A 17,020-nucleotide genomic window follows, 5' to 3' on the forward strand; every position below is an offset into this window, starting at 1 on the left:
TTCCCTTATTTCAAATATTTCCTCCGGTACAGCCTGTAACCGATCGTAAGCAGCCCTCCGAACAAGAGCAGTGCAATCAGGATCACAATAATAAAAAACTGGTTCTGCACGCTGAAAAGCCTGTTGAAGCTTGTAGCCTGCTCCTCCTGATACTGGTAATCAGCTATGACTGCCTGCGGGGTATAGTCCACATTCAGATTGTTGCCGTTGATGTGAATTACCCCATCCGCTGCTTCGATGGTGTTGATATCTGTAGCAACGTTATGGACTTCCCGTTTATAATCGGCAAATGTATACCACTCCTCACCCAGACTCTGCATCAGGTTATCGAGTGCAGCCTCATCCTCAGGCAAGTCGACCGTAACCGCCGCATTCAGCGGAAGCTCCGGCATCGCCTTGCCGGTCCTGCTGATCCCCTGCAGGAATTCCAGCGGCAGACTGTACAAGGTGGACGGGAAGACCGCCGAAGTGTCCATCTGTTCCATATATCGGGCTTCTTCATCCGCGTAGAGTACCGCCGAGTCGAAGAAGCCCATGCCCGCCGTGGAATACTCCTTGTCATACGTCCAGTAACCTTCTGCAGCCATACCCAGCGGGGCTACACCGCCCTCTACCAGCACATTGATGAAGTTGTTCATCTTCGCATGCAGACTGCGGTCACTAAGACTGATCGGCGGTCTGACCGCCGGAGCATTAACTACAATGCTGCCGTTGCGGGACTGCACAGCTCTCAGGGCTTCCAGATACCGCTTCATCGCCGGAAAGTCGGTGTTGCCGAACACCGGCCGGACACTGGCGATGAATGGAATTCCGCTCTGATACAGCTTGTCTGCCGTCTTCTCGAGCAGACTCAGATCAGAGAAGGGGTAGATTTCTTTGAGCACCAGATACGTACGGGGCTGGGCGGAGGATTTCAGCCAATCCTTCAATACATAAGCCGCAGCCATGCTGCTTAAATCCCCCTGCTTCAGATAGGGCACATAAGCAATTTCGCCGCTGCTTACCGCATAAGGCACTTTCGCCCCGCCGTCTTCAAAAGACCATTCCCCATACGTACGGTCGCCCTGTGAAGCAGCGATATACGGCATTTCTTCCACTTCCAGCGGCATGCCGGTGAACCTGCCGATGGAGAGGCTTGCGCTTGCTCCATGCCATACCTCTGTCTTCAGCTGCAAAGCCTGCTGTACCCGGGCCGGCGGCTGGTATCCGACGTACATCACAGACCCTTTATAGCCGGCTGCGTCCTGCAGATAAGCACTATTCGTAATCTTCAGCTCCGCACTGTTCACGACGGTGATTATGCCGGAGTAGGTAGACATGCTGCCTTGCTCATAATCGGATATATTCTTAAGCGTAACCTGTGTACTGTAGGCGGCGAGCAGCCGCTGCAGCTCTGCCACATTCCCTTCCTTCCCCGTACCTTTTGCCAGGCTGTCATACAGCAGCAGAATATGCTGCGCGGCGGCGGAAGCTGCCGGGGCGGCGGAAGCTGCCGGGGCGGGCAGCAGAAGATTCCCTGCCAGCAGCAGCAGCAGAATGATGATCCCCCCGCGCTTCAAATGCTCACCCCATTGTTCAGGGCTGCATAATCCTGGGCCGGCACGGAAGGCGGTGCAGCCGGCATGGATTTCCGGGATGAGATTCCGCGGCCAATAACGCTGGCTATGGCCTGGAAAGTGATCAGGTCAAAAGCTAAGGTGAACAGGAATTCATGCTTTGCAATATCGGCATCGCCTGCTCCGATAATGGAGACTACAATGCCGGACAATCCGACAAGCATTGTGGCCAGAATCACGAACAGCCGCTGCATTCCCCGGTAGTCCCGCGCCCGGACTGCTGCTACGAAGGAAGGCATATAGACACCTGTAATCACAGCCATCCAGAGGAGGATGAAGGCAAAGGTGCGGGGAGCCAGTTTCTCCTTCAGCGTACTGTACACAGTGAAGAAATGGCTCTGCGCCCGAAACTCCTTGCCTGCCGATTTTTCATAGTTTCCCATGGCAGCCGGCTTGATTGTATAGGCGCTTTCGGCAGCCGTGTCGAGAATCGAGCCCAACTGGTCCGGATGCGTAACATAATATTTCAGGATGGAGACAAAACCGTATTGGCTGTAGAAATCCTTCTCCAGCAAATCGGATTTCACATCCACTGTCCCGTATTGGTCATAATAGGTATTCTCTTTGAGGATCGCGTACTGTTCATTGATCCCGAAGGATTGAAGCGCAGTCTCCGGATTCTCTGATTCCATCAGCACCCCGCGCGTCATGGCATGATACTGGTTAATATTTACGAACTCTTTGGAGATATTAAGATAGGTGGCAATACCGGCGAACATCATCAGAGCGGCGGACAGAAGCGTGATCCAGCGGAACAGCTTATCCCGGCGGATCCAGAAAAGGGAGACAGAGAGCAGGGAAATCACCATGCCCACCGGAGCATTTTGCTGCTTGGAGGTCGTTAGTATCAGCGTGCTGACCAGAAGGACCGCCAGCATGGCGTAATCGTTGTATCTTTTGCGGTACAGCAGCAGCCATGAGGCAAACACCAGGATCATTGTGACCATTACCAGGCTTTCGCCGAAGAAAGAATTGAAATAAGCGGTATACCCCGTGTCCCCGAAGACAACTATCGCCAGAACCGCAACAACCATCCCCCGCTTCCGGGACATTTTGAACGTGACGGCTTCAATAAGAAGGTAGACAGCAGCCACATACAGGAGCGTATAAATCGCGGCCTGAAAGCGGATATCGAACACTTCCTTGCTGAATATCAGCTTATTGACGAGCAGCGCCAGCTTGATAAACAGCGACTGGGAGGAGACCAGCATCGAGCTGTTCTCGTTATAGTATTGGTAGATTCCAAACTGCTTCACGAAATACCCGAAATACTGGCTGTCATAATCCGGGAGGTTGAAGTATAGTCCGTTGCTATAAATAATCCGGAAAAAGTCACCGTTATCCGCCATTCCCACATAAGGCGCAGTAAAGAGAGCAATGACTGTTATGAGCAATACGCCAAAAGCCGCGGCAAACGCCGGGGTAATCCGAAGGCTTGCAAGCATTATGCTGGGCCGGATTGATGTTTTCACTGGGTTGTCTATCATACGGATTCACCTTCGTTACTATTGTTGTTGGTTGGAATAGGAATAAGCGAGGAGTGCCATCAGGTTGTCAAAAGAATACGCCTGGCCGGCAGCCTCATCACCGAATCCGCCATACAGCGGACTTGCAGCATTCACGGCTCTGAATTCATTCATCCGTTCAATACTGGCCGCATACAGAGACTGATCTCTCAGCACAGCGCCAATCATGGCCGTGAGTGCATAAATCGCCGTAGAACGGATATCATTCGTCCGCTGGCCGTCACGTGTGTACTGCCCGTACAGCGTTCCAGACGCAACCTGCTCTTTGATATAGCGGATACTCGCCGGCTTCTGCCGGTTGCTCTCGGCCAAATGAAGAATGGTAAGCAAAGATTCTACTGTGTTGATATGTTCGGAACTGTACTGGCCTGTCTTGTAATCAAATCTTGTCTCATAGAACGGGAAAGAGTCGGACAAATATCCGTCTTCCAGAATACCGCTCATATTATTCAACAATATACCGCTTAATTCGCTAGGTATCGACAATTTTCGCAACACACTCAGATCAATATAACACAAAGTTACGAACCCGTTGGTTGTTTTGAAAATATTGTCATAAAAATCATACATATATCCATCTTTTACATTATTATCATAGAATCTCCGGCCATATTTATCGGCTGCTTCCGTATACTCCGGCTGATTAAATGCCTGTCCTGCTTCATACAGCGCGCCGATCAGCCGCAGATCGTCTACCGCTGCATTGACGGTGTATTGCTTCTGTTGCTTAGGACTGAACCTGTAGCTGAAGCCGCCCTCCATATCGAAGGTATCGCGGGCCAGCGTCCACTGCTTGTCAAACCTCTCCTGATCGCCGTTAAGCACGGCCGCCCTCATCATAAGGGATGCGGATTCGCTTAGAATCTCATGGCCTGTAGCCATCTCCGCCGCTTCACCGGTCTCCTGCCAATTCGTGTATACCCCGTAGGGTCCAGTAAGCTGCGTATCTATGAATTTCAGTAATTGCTGTTCTTCAGCCGCCGTGTCAAGCATCGGCTCATCCGGCCTGATTGTTCCCGTAGGAGTAACCGCAGAAGAAGGCACTGGCCGGGCCTGATTACCGCTGCATGAGGTTAAGAGGAGCAGCGATATCCCCAGAGCAGCAGCCTTGCTAAACGTGCTTCCCAATTCATCACATCCTTAGAAGACAATTCTTAATATCAGCCATAATAATATAACGGTAATTTATGTCACATTATTTACTATTTTATCAAACAATATGTGTCTAATTTATAGATAATCCCATTATTTCAAATAAAAGCAGGGCTGCTTGGATCAAAATGACCCCAACAGCCCTGCTTGTGTTTACAGTATATACTTTAGCCTGTTTTAATTCTCCGGTAAGTCACCTCATCGGCAACAATATAGAGTCTGGCATCTCCCGGAATCGGCTGCTCCAGCTTGCGGTTAATACCAAGGTCGCCACGGTCGGACAGCAGGGTTGCCCCCTGACGCAGCAGATCCTGAAAGGCGTCTCCATAGGTATTCCAGGCACGGCTGCGCGGAATCTCATAGATATCATCGCCGTGCTGGCGGCTGAGCAGCTGGGTAATTACTTCGGAATTACCTTCCTGCAGGGCAGATCTTACCGCGAGTCTGGAGATGGCATCATGGGAGAGCACGAACTCGTTCACCTGAACATGCTTGAAGTTCTGAATGTTCTTCTCCTGCATGATTTCTACGGTGGTATGTACTTGCGGGGCGATCCGTTCAATGCTGGAGGCAATCAGCAGCGTCTTGCCGTCGCTCAGCGAGGCCTCGTCTATGCGGGTATCGCCGAACACGATCGCGGCTCTGGCGCTCCCGATGTTCGCCTTCAGCAGGATATCGTCACTGGAGGCATCACCGTTAATGAAGTGAACCTGCTCCAGCTGTTCCAGCGGATGGCGGCCGTTCTCATCGATAATTACGATCTTGCAACTCCCGTCATAACACAGAATTTCATCCACAGCCGCCTGCGTTTTGCGGTTCCAGTTAATCAGTACGACATGATTATGTCCGTGAAAGCTCAAGGTTCCGGCTCCTCTCCTGCGCTGCATCTCTCCCATGGCGTCGATAATCTTACCGATGACCAGACTGAGCAGACCGATGCCAAAGATATATAAGAATATCGTAAATACCTTGCCAGTGACTGTAGTAGCGAAATAGTCGCCGTAGCCTACGGTAGCCATTGTGGTCATCACCCAATAAAAGGCGTTGAACCAGCTGTGAAAAGTGTCCGGCTCCAGCAGGAAGGCAGTGGATGCACTCAGAATGATAAAGGCCAGGATGATCAGACCTATAGACTTCTTTTTCAAATGAAGCAGCTTACCGGAAATTCGGATTAGAAAATGCAACGCTCATCCCTGCTTTCGGGTAGACAGCTTAAGCAGGCAGAGCGGCTGCCGCTTGAACATTCCAAGCTTGGCAGCTGTCCGCTTGCCCGGCCGGTCTACTAAATAATCAGGCTGCTGACCGCAAACGCTGTTCCGATGAATACCATGCAGAGTGTTACGCCTACTGCAACATTCCCTTTCTGCAGCTGTTCCGAAATCCGGAAGCCGGGCGTGAACAGCTCAAAGATCCAGTAGGACGCAACCAGACACACATAACCTACAGCGAACCAGAGCATCATGAACCAGATGGAGGTATTCGTATATGCCGCTACGCCGAGAATGATCGCCGTGGCCAGAAACTTGCCGCCAAAGGCCAGCGATACAGCGACGTTCCCCTTCTTCAGCTCCTCCATATCCTTAAAAGGAGTCATCAGGGTGAATATAACCATACCCAGTACCTGAAGCAGAACAATGGTCAGAATACTAACCACCAGATTAATAACGATCGTCAATTAGCCCACCCCCGGAATTTCGCATAGGCCGAATCATAGTCGGCGAAATCATGTACTTCCTCCAGCACGACGGAGGCTGTCTTTTGTTTCTCCAGCGCTGTATAGCGCTTGTCATCAATCGGCTGCTTGATCCGGTTGCCGGAAGGCAGCTCGAGTACGGCAAAGTTTCTGGTTTTATCCTGATACTGGGTTTTGTACACCCCGACAAGATCCACATCCGTCGTGATGGATACCTTCAGATTCGCCAGATCCTCCGTTGCCGTCTTCTGTTCACCGTATGATTTGAGCGTGGTCCAGGAGGACAACCGGATATCGTTCTTCTGATCGGCATCCGTCACCAGCTCCGCGTCCATGAACTGCAGTGTCCATACGGTGTCGCCTGTAGCATAATTCCCGTCGTTCGGCAGCAGCTCATTATCCGGCAGTACCGTCATGTCACTGCCGATCAGATCGCCCACCTTGCCTTCGACCACCCGGTAATCCCATGGCACCCGAGACACGCTGTCGGTCGTTTCGGTATCGGTATGGAACACACTGTTGCTGTTTCCCGAGCATGCGCTTAGCAGCATAACTGCCAGAAGCAGCATTGCGGCCAGCGCCCCGCCCCGGAATCTTCGTCCAGCGGCATGCCCCTCTCTACCCTTGTTCATCTTCAAGCCCCCTCACTCCTAGCGCGATAAAATGACTGGCATTGCCTGTAATCGGTCCGCCGGCCCGGCCGAGCAGCCCACAGGGCGTTCCGTTAATCACGAACATGCCGGTCAGCAGGTGAAGCTCACCTTCCGCCGTCATAATCCGGGCCATTTCGGCTCTTTTCTGATAGACCACAGGGAACAGCTGGCTGCTGTCATAGCCTTCTTCATCCTCTATTTCAAGCGTACCGCTGTCATCGAAAATCCGCACGGACCCGCCTTCCCGTCCGAATACGGACTTGGACACAAAGCTCTCGGAGAACACCGCCTTATTGTACGTAGGCAGGATGTAGCGGGAGATTACCTGGCGTTCCTCTTCACTGAACAGCAGGCCCAGCTCATACATCCCCCATACGGCAGCAATCAGCCCCTTGGATTGCAGGATGATACTGTGCGGACCGTTGAACAGCTGGAGCTTCCCGGTCTCGATGGCGTAGGCCAGGGCGTCACCGCCTTCATCCACAGCCATCCACTCCTTCGGATAGAGTGCGAACATCCGCTCAATAATCCGGTCCTCCCCGTCCTTCACTGTACCCTCATCAATCCAAAGGTCCAGACAATCAACGCAGCGGATATCCAGCCCGCTATGTGCTGCCAGTGCATCTATCGTTCCGGTGTCCTCCTGATGGCTGCCGTAGGCAACACAGGCTGCCGTATCCGGCCGTTCCACACCCCAGGCCGCGGCAAGCTGCTGCTTCATTGCGGCATTAGGACTCCCGATGCCCGCCTCCGCGCAGATCCACGGCGTGGCAATAGAGGCCTCCACATAGCCGGTCGGCGTATCCGCATTCAGCTCCAGCAGCTTAATAGTCCCGTCTCCGGCTACAGCAAAGTCAAATCGGGCATACCGGCTGATCAGCCCCGGCTCAGGCATTGGGCAGTCGTCGAGCATCTGCCACAGCACCGGGGGAATTCCCAGCAGATCATACAAGTCATGTTTGAGATGAACATAGCGGACCGCCTTATCCAGAACCATCCACAGTCCTGAAGAGGCTTTTTTCAACTCCTGATAGGTCTCTCCACGCATCACAGCTATCGCATCCAGCCAATATTCCTCTTCCTCCAGGTCAGCCCAGGTGAAACCGAGTTTATGCAGCTGCTGTACCCGGGGCGCCCGCTCCAGAGCGGACTGATCCAGAAATTCGAAAACGCTCTCTGCCGGGATCATCCGCCGAAGCCGCTCTTGCTTGAGCTTTTGCCGGAGCTTTTACTTGAGCTGGATTTCGAAGTGGACGAGCTTGATTTGTTAGAGCCCAGCCCGCTGGAGGTGCCGCCGATTCCGCCTGATTTCGAAGAGGTATTTCTTCTGGTGATGGAGCCGGTGGATGAAGTTGAGGTCTTCGGTTTCACCACAGAGCCGGCTACCGGCTTATTCTGGAAGCTGCCGCTGCTGTAGGTTGGCGGCTTATAGGCAGTCCGTGTGCCTCCGTAATACGTCGGCCGGTCATTGTACCAGCCTCTTGAAGAGTAGAACGAACCGCTGTTGAACAGCATGTGGTACAGGAGCACATCATCCCAGCCGAATCCTGAGTTATAACCGCCGTAGTTGTTGATTACTGTTGTTCCGCCTGATGTTACCGCGCCCTGCCCTTCCTGGACAGTCTCTTCCTGGTTCTCATCCGGATAGGGGATATTCCAGTCTACATTCTTATCGAAATAATTCTTAACTTCCTCGGTAGACCAGGATACCAGCTTGGGTTCATCGCCTGTAGTGCCGGTGCTCCCGCTGGCACCGGCGCCTCCGGGAATAAATAACGCATTGGCCAGCAAGGCAATGCCGAGCGAGGTCGACAACACGCGGATCGGCTTGCCGTCAGGGGTGAACAGCCTGCTTACAACTGGTTCTTTAACATTTTCGTCTTTTGCCAACTTGGGCCCTCCTTTCCTGATATTGTTCTTTAACCTTCGGTACGCATCGGAACCAGCAGAAGCTCAAGCTTCCCTTCGTCCACATTCAGCCTGCCCTCTACAGCCTCGAACTCGCGGCCGCCTACGACAATATAATTGACATGCTCCAGAGCTGTAATCATGTTCATGCTCCAGACGCGCTCTTCAATAATCTGCAGCTCGCCTTCGGGCATCTTCTCAAACAGGATGACATTCATTCCATTGTCCACCTTATACCAATCCTCTCTGAATACACTTATGCTTCTGATACGCTGCCGCTGTTATTTCGTTTCAACTCCCGCAGCCTGGAAGATCTGTACCATAATACGATGCTTAATGAACATATACTCACCGCAAACAGCAGGACATACACATGCTTGTAAGCGGCAGCAGGAGCCAGGTTCCGCTGTGCATGCAGCAGCAGGCCGAGAGCGGCAACGGAAACGGAGCCGCCGAAGAACTGAATCAGCTGCAGCAGTCCCATGCCGGAGCCGATCCATTGGCGGGGAAGAATGCGCGATGCCTCATTGTTCAAGGAGGCCATGGTCGCCGAGAACGACGGCGAGAAGCACAGATATCCCGCGAGCAGAATGAACGGGGACACCGACAGATTCATGGCAAAGACGGCCAGGACAGCGGCCAGCACTCCATGACCGATAAGCAGAAACCGGAGGTTGCCGTAGCGGTCAATCCAGTGGCCGACATAGCGGGTCAGAAAGGCGGACAGAATCGCTCCCGGTGCGATGAACAGGCCGATGCTCAGCGCCGATTCATGGAACAGTCCTGCCAGGGCAAGCGGCATGAGGAACAGATTGCCGAGGTTCAGCACCAGAATGCAGAACCCGACAGCCGTCAGCTTCAGATACCCGGGCATGCGCAGCAGCCGGGGGTTAATGAAGGAGTTCTCCGCTTTGGACAGATGGCGGGCATGAATAAGCAGCGACACCACACTTATAGCGAGCCACAGGTAGGACTGGCTGGTGACCGCCAGCAGCAGGCTGCCTGCGTTAAGAACCGTCAGGCCCGCCCCCGTCACGTCAAAAGCAGAGGGCTGGGGCTGTTCCTTCGGCAGCAAATGCAGCAGCACAGGCAGAACAATCAGCACAAGGCAGGTGATGGCGAACAAGCCGTTCCAGCCGAAATACTGGCTGATCAGACCGCCGATAATCGGCCCGAGCCCGAACGCCATCGCGCTGCCTGCGGAGATCATGGCGATAGCTGCGCCGCGTCTCCCGACAGGAACATAGCGGCTGGCCAGCACAAGTCCGAGTCCCGCCATGACCCCGGCTCCTGCAGACTGCAGAATCCGGGTTAACAGCAGGATGCTGAAGCTGTGCGCGAATAATCCGCAGACGGAGGCCAGACCCAGCGTCGTCAGGCCAATGGTCAGCAGTCTGCGGATCGGCACCAGATCAGACAGCCGGCTGTAGATCACAGTCGACAGGGCATAACCGATGGAATAGCTCGATATGACCCACGAACCCAGGTCGGCTGATATGTGCAGATCCTGAATAATCGTGGGCAGCGATACATTAAACATTGTGGTGTTCATTACAACGATAAACAGGCAAAAGGTCCACAGGGGCATTACAACTTTGTCGTTCATTACTCCATCCCTATCTATATTATCTGTTCAGGCTCAACTAAATTCTATGCCTAACAAATTATAATGGCAATGTGATCAGGAGGAGTGCCCCCGCTGATTTATAGCACCTTTTGGACCCAGCTGTCTATGACCTGATCCGGCCGGATGCCTAAATCCCGCTGCAGCAGTTCCTTATATTTATCATAGTGTTTCCTAAACCCGATGAAATCTCCCAGGTCGGCGTAACTTCTCAGCACAAGCCGGCAGATCTGATCGGAATACGGGTCTGCTGCCTGAAGAACCAGCAGCCTGTCCAGGGCCTGCCGGGGACGTCCTGAGGATAATTCATATTCAGCCGAATGCAGCGACATGCGGATAAAGCGGATCTGCAATTCCTTGCTGCGCGTCTCCGCCCAGTCATAATGATGCTCTTCAAGATAATCTCCGCGGTACAGCCCCAGCACCTCTTCTCTGCGCGCCCATTCCGCTTCCGACTCCACAGGGGTACTGCAGTATCCCTGCTCGAATTCTTCCAGATCGAGCAGCACATTCTCTTTGGTCAGCCTGTACCGCTCCTGCGAGAATTCAACCTGCACCTCCATATCCCAGGCCTTGAGCAGTTTACGGATATGGTACACCGTCGTATGCAGGTTGGTTACTGCTTTCTCCGGTTGGAATTCCGGCCACACCCAATCCACAATGGTATCCTTAAGAATCCATTGTCCGCGGTTATGCAGCAGCAGGGCAAACACTTCCTGCGCTTTGCTTGTTCTCCACTGCATCTTGCGCCCCGGCTCTGTGCTGTCTATAAACTCCAGCCGTTTGAAGCAGAGGATCGATAGCTGCTTGACGGCAGCCGCAGGCTCCGGGAGCGTCTCAACAGGCGCTTCATTCTGCTCTCTGCGGATCTCCAGGCGTTCGAGCGTCTTGCTCAGGCGCTGGGAGGTCACCGGCTTCAGCAGATAGTCGGCTGCGTTCAGTTCGAAAGCTTCAATAGCATACTCGCTGTATGCTGTAATATAGACAATCCGGGTGCTCCGGTCCATACCGGCAATATATTCGCCGGCTTCCAGCCCGTTCATCTCCGGCATTCCGATATCCAGGAAGACGACATCCGCCTTCTCGTGCTCCAGATGCTCCAGTCCCCGCCTTGCCGACGTATACTTCCCGGTAATCTCCAGACGCCCGTCTTTCAATAGCAGGCGTTCCAGATGCTGCAGTGCAGGCTTTTCATCATCAATTAGTATGGCTTTCATGGAAGGACTCACCTCATGTTCATCGTTCTCGAGTTGTCGCTTATCTGGGAATTGTATACGATATAGCCGTCCCCTGGCCGGGTACACTGTCAATATTCAAGCCTGTTCCGTACATTTTGAGCAGCCGCCGCTGAATATTCCGGAGTCCGATGCCGCCCTCGGTCCGCTCTTCCGACAGGATCTCCTCAATCCGCTGCGAAGACATCCCGACCCCATTATCCTTGACGGAAACAACCAGCTGGCCGGGCAGCAGTTTGACCGACAGCTGTACCGTCCCGCCTGCCTCCTTCTGCATCAGCCCGTGATTGACAGCATTCTCTACAATCGGCTGAATGCTCAGCGGCGGAACCAGTCCCATAATATCGTCCGGCACATCGAACTCGATATTCAGCCGCTCGTCAAACCGCGCCTGCTCGAGGGCAAGATAGGATTGAACCAGCCCCAGCTCCTTCTCAATCGAAACGGTCTGCCCCCGGTTCTGGAAGTCAAAGCTGCTCCGCAGGTATTGGCTGAGATCCAGCAGCAGATCTGTCGCCTTGTCCGGGTCTACCGGACATACCGAGATAATCGCATTGAGCGCATTATACAGGAAATGCGGTTTGATCTGCGCCTGCAGAAAGGCAATCTCCGCCTGCACGGATATCCGGACAGACTTGCGCATATCGAGCAGTGTCTGCACACGCGCCTTGAACTCGCGCAGCTCCACCGGCTTGCTCAGATAATCATTGGCTCCGGCCTCGAACGCAGCCTGGATATCCTCCGGACGGCTGCTCGCCATCAGCACCAGAATCGGCAGCTCCGACAAGACAAAGCGTTCACGGATCGTTTTGCATAATAACAGTCCGGGCATTTCCGGCATCACCCAGTCTGCAATGACAAGATCGAGTTCAGGGTACTGCTGTATTTTAATTATAGCTTCGGCCCCGCTGCTGGCCGTGATTACCGAATGGTTCTCCAGCTGCAGCACATTAACCAGCACCTGGAGGTTGACAGGATCATCATCCACAACCAGAATGAAGCAGCATTCCGCAGGCGGCGGCAGGACAGGCTCCTCTCCCGGCAGCTCTACCGCCGCTGCCGTCTCCCAGCCGGTAATTTCCTGATACTCCTGCTCCAGCAGAGCTTTGCTGCTCCGCAGGATAGGTTGGGTGAAGCGGAAGACGGAACCTTGCCCCAGCTCCGACTGCACCTCAATCTCTCCCCCGGACAGCTCAACCAGCCTCTGCGTAATGCTGAGACCCAGGCCGTTCTCCCGGTAGGCTTTCTGGGCAGCCGGTCCGCTTGGATCATAGGCATCGAAGATGGACAGCAAACGCTCAGGAGCAATCCCTAGCCCCGTATCCGTAATAATAATGGCAACATACTCTTCTTTAACCTCTGCAGACAGCGTTATCACGCCCTGAGGCGTATAATTTACTGCATTTGCCAATAAATTGTGAAGAATTTGGGCAAGGCGCTGTTCATCAGCCTCCAGCAGGGGAAGATCCCCGGGCAGATCCAGGCGAAATTCAAGGTTGGTGTTACCGTATACCTGGCGCGTCACCTCCATGACGGAGGCGGCTGCGGTGCGAAGATCCACCGCCTGCCGGCGCAGAAACAGCGAGCCGTGATTCAGCTTCGCAAAGTCAGACATATCATTGATTAAGGCAGACAGCCGCTTGCCCGTCGAGACAATCATAAGCAGCTGCTCGTTCTGGGGAATACTTACCGAACCTGCAGCACCCTGCGCCAGTGTCTGAGCCATGTTGACCATTCCCTGCAGCGGCTTGCGGAGCTCATGGGAAGTATCGGAGATGAAATCGTCCTTCAAGCCATCGAGCGTCTGCAGTCTGCGTGACAGCTGCCCCACCTCAAGGAAGGAGGATGCATATTGCCGGGTCATAACGATCGCCTGAACGAACCCGAACAGGACAATTTCGTAAGAAATCACGTAATAATTGAAGGCCATTGTAGTGAAGCTGACCAGATAGCAAATAATAACGACGCTGAGGCTCTCAATACTGACCATCATCAGGAACATATTCTTCGGATTCCGTCTTGTTCCCTGAACCATAGAGTAGAGCACAAAGCCAATACTTACCGAGCCCCAGGTCAGCAGCAGGCCTTCAAGGTAGCTGAACTGATATGCCGGCATGAATATAGAAATCAGCAGCAGCATGCACGTAATCACCTTAGACGCCTTGATGACCGTAATAGACATCGGGTAATTCACGGAATTGGCGACATAGCGCACCAGATAATAGTAGACCAGCGTGGAAGAAGCCAGCTGCAGCTTGAGTACAATTTCATAGGGAAGCCCGGGAAGCCCGGCTGAGATCAATTTCTCGCCGTGGGTCAGAATGTAGACAAAGGCTGCCATGCAGAATAGTCCCAGATACAAGGTGACCCCCCGGCTCTCTCTTACCTTGGAGAACATGAGCAGGAATAAGGAAAGAATAATAAATCCGAACAATGCCCCCCCGTCTACAAACAGCGCAAATTCGCGGTGCTTCAGAATAGAGGCCTGATCACCGATGACAATCGGCTGAACGATACCGCCGGAGGAGTAGCTGTAATTCGCCACCTGTACAATAATCTCCATGGAATCTCCGGTCACCGAAGCAAACCCCATATAGGGTATATTATTCTGCCTCCCCTCAGAGGCCGGGGGAGCAGGGTTACCGCTGTTGCCAATCTCCTGCCCGTTCACAAAGACCCGGCTTGCCGTACGGATATTGCTGGTGCGCAGACCGTACACTGCGGCTTCCCCATGGGCAATCCTGGCCTGCAGACGGTAAGTGGCATACCCTTTGGCTGCGGGTTGTCCGGTTCCGGATATATAAGGGTTCCATTTCCCGGGAACCTGAATCATGCCGGATAGGGCAGGCACGTTCCGGCCCTTCTGCCCCGGATGGAAATCAGCAGGTGACAGTAACGCGCCGCGGTACAGCTCCCATTCCCCATTCAGCTTCACAACACCGTCTTTGCGGAAGTCCCAGCTGTGCAGATCGATCATACCTTGCCGGGCTTGCGGCATTTCGCGGTCTGTATGAAGAGTCTGGAGGATAGAGATCAACGGAATGATTAACACCAGCATCAGACTGCCGAGAATATTCAGCCAATATTTTTTCATGCCCTCTGCCATTCCCTTCTGGCTGTCATTGTATAAATTATACATTAAGTTCTGATTATTTAAGCGAATCAAAAAAAGCCGATTCCCATTTATTTCGGAATCGGCCGCTTATCTTATTAGATTAAAATATTAGGAATATTTTACTTCACTTCCGGAGCTGCAACTGCGGAAGCTGTGCTCTCCTGGGTCTTCGACAAAAAGATATTGAGAATAATAGCTGTCAGAGACCCGGATACGATCCCGTTCTGCAGCAGCATTCTGGCGAATTCCGGCAGCTGGTCGAACATGGAAGGCAGCACAGCAGAGCCGAGGCCGACAGCAATACTGCAGGCGGCAATCAGCAGATTGCCGTCCTTACGCAGGTCAACATCCGACAGAATCGACATGCCGGATGCGGCAACCGATCCGAACATAACGATCATCGCCCCGCCAAGCACCGCATTCGGCACGACCGTGGTCAGCGCTGCCAGCTTCGGCAGCAGACCGAGCACGATCATAATTCCGCCGGCGGCAAAAATAACATTGCGCGTCTTCACCTTGGTCAGGGACAACAATCCGACATTCTGGGAGAAAGCTGTATAAGGGAAGGCATTGAACAGTCCGCCCAGCATAATGGCAAGCCCTTCAGAACGCAGGCCGTTGACGATCTGCTTCTGTTCCACCTGCTGGTCCGTCGCCTTGCCCACCGCAAAGTACACACCTGTTGATTCCACCATAGACACAATATTAACGATAATCATCGTGAAGATAGCCGTAATGCTGAACTGCGGCCAGCCGAAGTAGAATGGCTGGGCGATGCTGACCCATGAGGCCGTAGTCACTGTAGAGAAATGAACGATACCCATGGCATAGCCGATTACAGTTCCGACAACCAGACCGACCAGCACGGATACGGATCGCAGGAAGCCTGTAGTCAGGCGGTTAACCGCCAGAATCACAAGCAGGGTGATTAGCGCCAGCAGCAGATTGCGGGGCTGGCCGAAATCTGCGCTGCCCTGTCCGCCCGCCACATTATTCATCGCTACCGGGATCAGCGAGAGTCCGATAATAGTTACTACTGAGCCGGTTACTACGGTAGGGAAGAATTTCAGCAGCTTTCCGTACACCGGGGCAGCCAATACAACGAACAGCCCGGAGATAATAATAGCTCCGTACGCCGTCGCCAGATTAGAGCCTGAAGCGATAGCGATAATCGGGCTTACTGCGGTAAAGGTACAGCCGAGGACAACGGGAAGCCCGCTTCCGAAATACTTGCTGCCCATAATCTGCAGCAGTGTCGCCAGTCCGCAGGTGAACAGATCAGCTGCGATTAAGTAAGCCATCTGCGTTCCATTCAGGTTCAGTGCCCCGCCGACCACCAGCGGTACAATTACAGCTCCGGCATACATGGCCAGCACATGCTGAAGCCCGAGGGCGAATACCTTCTGTTTGCTTAACATCCTGCACTCTCCTTCATTAATTCTTCCGGACGGGCATTGCCGGTGCCGGTATTATCTATAAAGTGAACTTCCCCCGGAGACATCGAGGCAATCCGCGCCAGGGCATGTACCGGAATTCCGCGCTGCTCCAGCAGGCTGCGCCCTTCCTGGAAGCTCTTCTCAATGACACAGCCGACTCCCATCAGCTGCGCCCCGGACTCTTCCACGATATCGCATAGGCCTACAAGCGCTGCACCGGTAGCCAGAAAGTCATCGACAATCAGCACTTTGTCGTCAGGTCCGAGGTACTTCTGCGATATGCTGATCAGGTAGTCTTCCTGACGGGTGAAGGAATGCACCGGTGCCGAGTAGACCGCCTCGGATAGGGTGACCGCCTTCTTTTTCTTGGCATAAATAAACGGCACTCCCAGAGCAATTCCCGCAGCCATGGCGAACTGGATGCCGCTGGCCTCCACTGTCAGCACCTTGGTAATGGGCTGATCCCCGAAGATGGTTTGGAATTCCCGTCCGATTTGCAGCGCAAGCTCCGTGTCCACCTGATGGTTCAGAAAAGAGTCTACCTTCAGCACAGTGTCCGATAGAATCAAGCCTTCTTGTCTGATACGTTCCTCCAGTACTTTCATTACAGCGATTCTTCCTCCTTTAAAATAAAAAAGACAGATCCCCTTGAGTGTTTCTCTCAAGTGAATCTGTCCTTCTGGGTTTTTGTCCCTTAGTGGTGTAACACATAGTCGTGTCCGCATCGCTTGGACCAGTCCTTCCCCTGCCGCAGCAGAAGAAACGGAACCCTAGATGCGCTATTTCACTCATAGTCGGATAATTACAGTGGTTATCCGGTAGAAACTTATGGGCCATATTCCCAAGATTATATGAGGTATTATGATAAGCCTGTTTTACAAACCTTTGTATATCTTACACGCTCTGTACGGTCCTTACAAGCAAAATTTTAAGTATATTTGCTGCGGGTTTCAATGAGTTTTCATGAAATACAGCCGGCTTTCATTAATTCCCCCTGCTCACTGGGCACCCGCTTGTTTATGGGGCGGCAGCGCCCGTATTCCTCACGCTTCCTGCCTGCGT

The 17,020-nt window shown here is 53.1% G+C and carries 14 protein-coding genes and 1 riboswitch; all 14 genes read right to left on the reverse strand.

Going from position 1 to position 17,020, the window contains the following annotated elements; all coding sequences use genetic code 11:
- Window positions 1-5 precede the first annotated feature (5 nt).
- Window positions 6-1,559, reverse strand: coding sequence for a hypothetical protein (locus PBOR_RS33505; protein WP_042218367.1), 1,554 nt, complete (start codon window positions 1,557-1,559; stop codon window positions 6-8).
- The gene (wsfD, locus tag PBOR_RS33510) at window positions 1,556-3,061 is read right to left on the reverse strand and encodes a glycan biosynthesis hexose transferase WsfD (RefSeq protein ID WP_245647975.1); all 1,506 of its coding nucleotides are present in this window, start codon (window positions 3,059-3,061) and stop codon (window positions 1,556-1,558) included. The genes PBOR_RS33505 and wsfD overlap by 4 nt, the downstream gene beginning before the upstream one ends.
- A 60-nt stretch (window positions 3,062-3,121) precedes the next feature.
- The gene (locus PBOR_RS33515; protein WP_052429760.1) at window positions 3,122-4,270 is read right to left on the reverse strand and encodes a hypothetical protein; all 1,149 of its coding nucleotides are present in this window, start codon (window positions 4,268-4,270) and stop codon (window positions 3,122-3,124) included.
- Between the two features lie 191 nt (window positions 4,271-4,461).
- Window positions 4,462-5,478, reverse strand: a complete 1,017-nt coding sequence (locus tag PBOR_RS33520; protein WP_042218370.1) for a potassium channel family protein — start codon at window positions 5,476-5,478, stop codon at window positions 4,462-4,464.
- A 98-nt stretch (window positions 5,479-5,576) separates the two neighbouring features.
- Window positions 5,577-5,969 carry a DUF350 domain-containing protein gene (locus PBOR_RS33525; protein ID WP_042140402.1) on the reverse strand — a complete coding sequence of 131 codons (393 nt, stop codon included), beginning with the start codon at window positions 5,967-5,969 and terminating at the stop codon, window positions 5,577-5,579.
- Complete coding sequence (locus PBOR_RS33530) at window positions 5,966-6,619, reverse strand: hypothetical protein (RefSeq protein WP_042218372.1); 654 nt, start codon at window positions 6,617-6,619, stop codon at window positions 5,966-5,968. The genes PBOR_RS33525 and PBOR_RS33530 overlap by 4 nt, the downstream gene beginning before the upstream one ends.
- Window positions 6,606-7,829, reverse strand: coding sequence for a glutathionylspermidine synthase family protein (locus PBOR_RS33535; RefSeq protein WP_042218373.1), 1,224 nt, complete (start codon window positions 7,827-7,829; stop codon window positions 6,606-6,608). Before PBOR_RS33535 ends, PBOR_RS33530 begins: the two co-directional genes overlap by 14 nt.
- Complete coding sequence (locus PBOR_RS33540) at window positions 7,826-8,530, reverse strand: hypothetical protein (RefSeq protein WP_042218375.1); 705 nt, start codon at window positions 8,528-8,530, stop codon at window positions 7,826-7,828. Before PBOR_RS33540 ends, PBOR_RS33535 begins: the two co-directional genes overlap by 4 nt.
- Window positions 8,531-8,559: 29 nt before the next feature.
- The gene (locus tag PBOR_RS33545) at window positions 8,560-8,766 is read right to left on the reverse strand and encodes a hypothetical protein (protein WP_042140406.1); all 207 of its coding nucleotides are present in this window, start codon (window positions 8,764-8,766) and stop codon (window positions 8,560-8,562) included.
- Window positions 8,767-8,804: 38 nt separating this feature from the next.
- Window positions 8,805-10,154 (reverse strand): MFS transporter, encoded by a 1,350-nt coding sequence (locus PBOR_RS33550; RefSeq protein ID WP_042218377.1) that lies wholly within the window; start codon window positions 10,152-10,154, stop codon window positions 8,805-8,807.
- A 98-nt stretch (window positions 10,155-10,252) separates the two neighbouring features.
- Complete coding sequence (locus tag PBOR_RS33555) at window positions 10,253-11,389, reverse strand: response regulator (RefSeq protein WP_042218379.1); 1,137 nt, start codon at window positions 11,387-11,389, stop codon at window positions 10,253-10,255.
- Between the two features lie 40 nt (window positions 11,390-11,429).
- Window positions 11,430-14,546, reverse strand: coding sequence for a hybrid sensor histidine kinase/response regulator (locus tag PBOR_RS33560; protein ID WP_245647976.1), 3,117 nt, complete (start codon window positions 14,544-14,546; stop codon window positions 11,430-11,432).
- A 95-nt stretch (window positions 14,547-14,641) separates the two neighbouring features.
- Entirely contained in the window at window positions 14,642-15,940 is a 1,299-nt protein-coding gene (locus tag PBOR_RS33565; protein ID WP_042218382.1) for a nucleobase:cation symporter-2 family protein, read from the reverse strand.
- Window positions 15,934-16,563 carry a xanthine phosphoribosyltransferase gene (locus PBOR_RS33570; RefSeq protein ID WP_042218384.1) on the reverse strand — a complete coding sequence of 210 codons (630 nt, stop codon included), beginning with the start codon at window positions 16,561-16,563 and terminating at the stop codon, window positions 15,934-15,936. Before PBOR_RS33570 ends, PBOR_RS33565 begins: the two co-directional genes overlap by 7 nt.
- 166 nt (window positions 16,564-16,729) lie before the next feature.
- Window positions 16,730-16,833, reverse strand: a riboswitch (purine riboswitch).
- Window positions 16,834-17,020: the final 187 nt, after the last annotated feature.

This window comes from Paenibacillus borealis, from assembly GCF_000758665.1.
GTDB classification, from domain to species: domain Bacteria; phylum Bacillota; class Bacilli; order Paenibacillales; family Paenibacillaceae; genus Paenibacillus_AQ; species Paenibacillus_AQ borealis.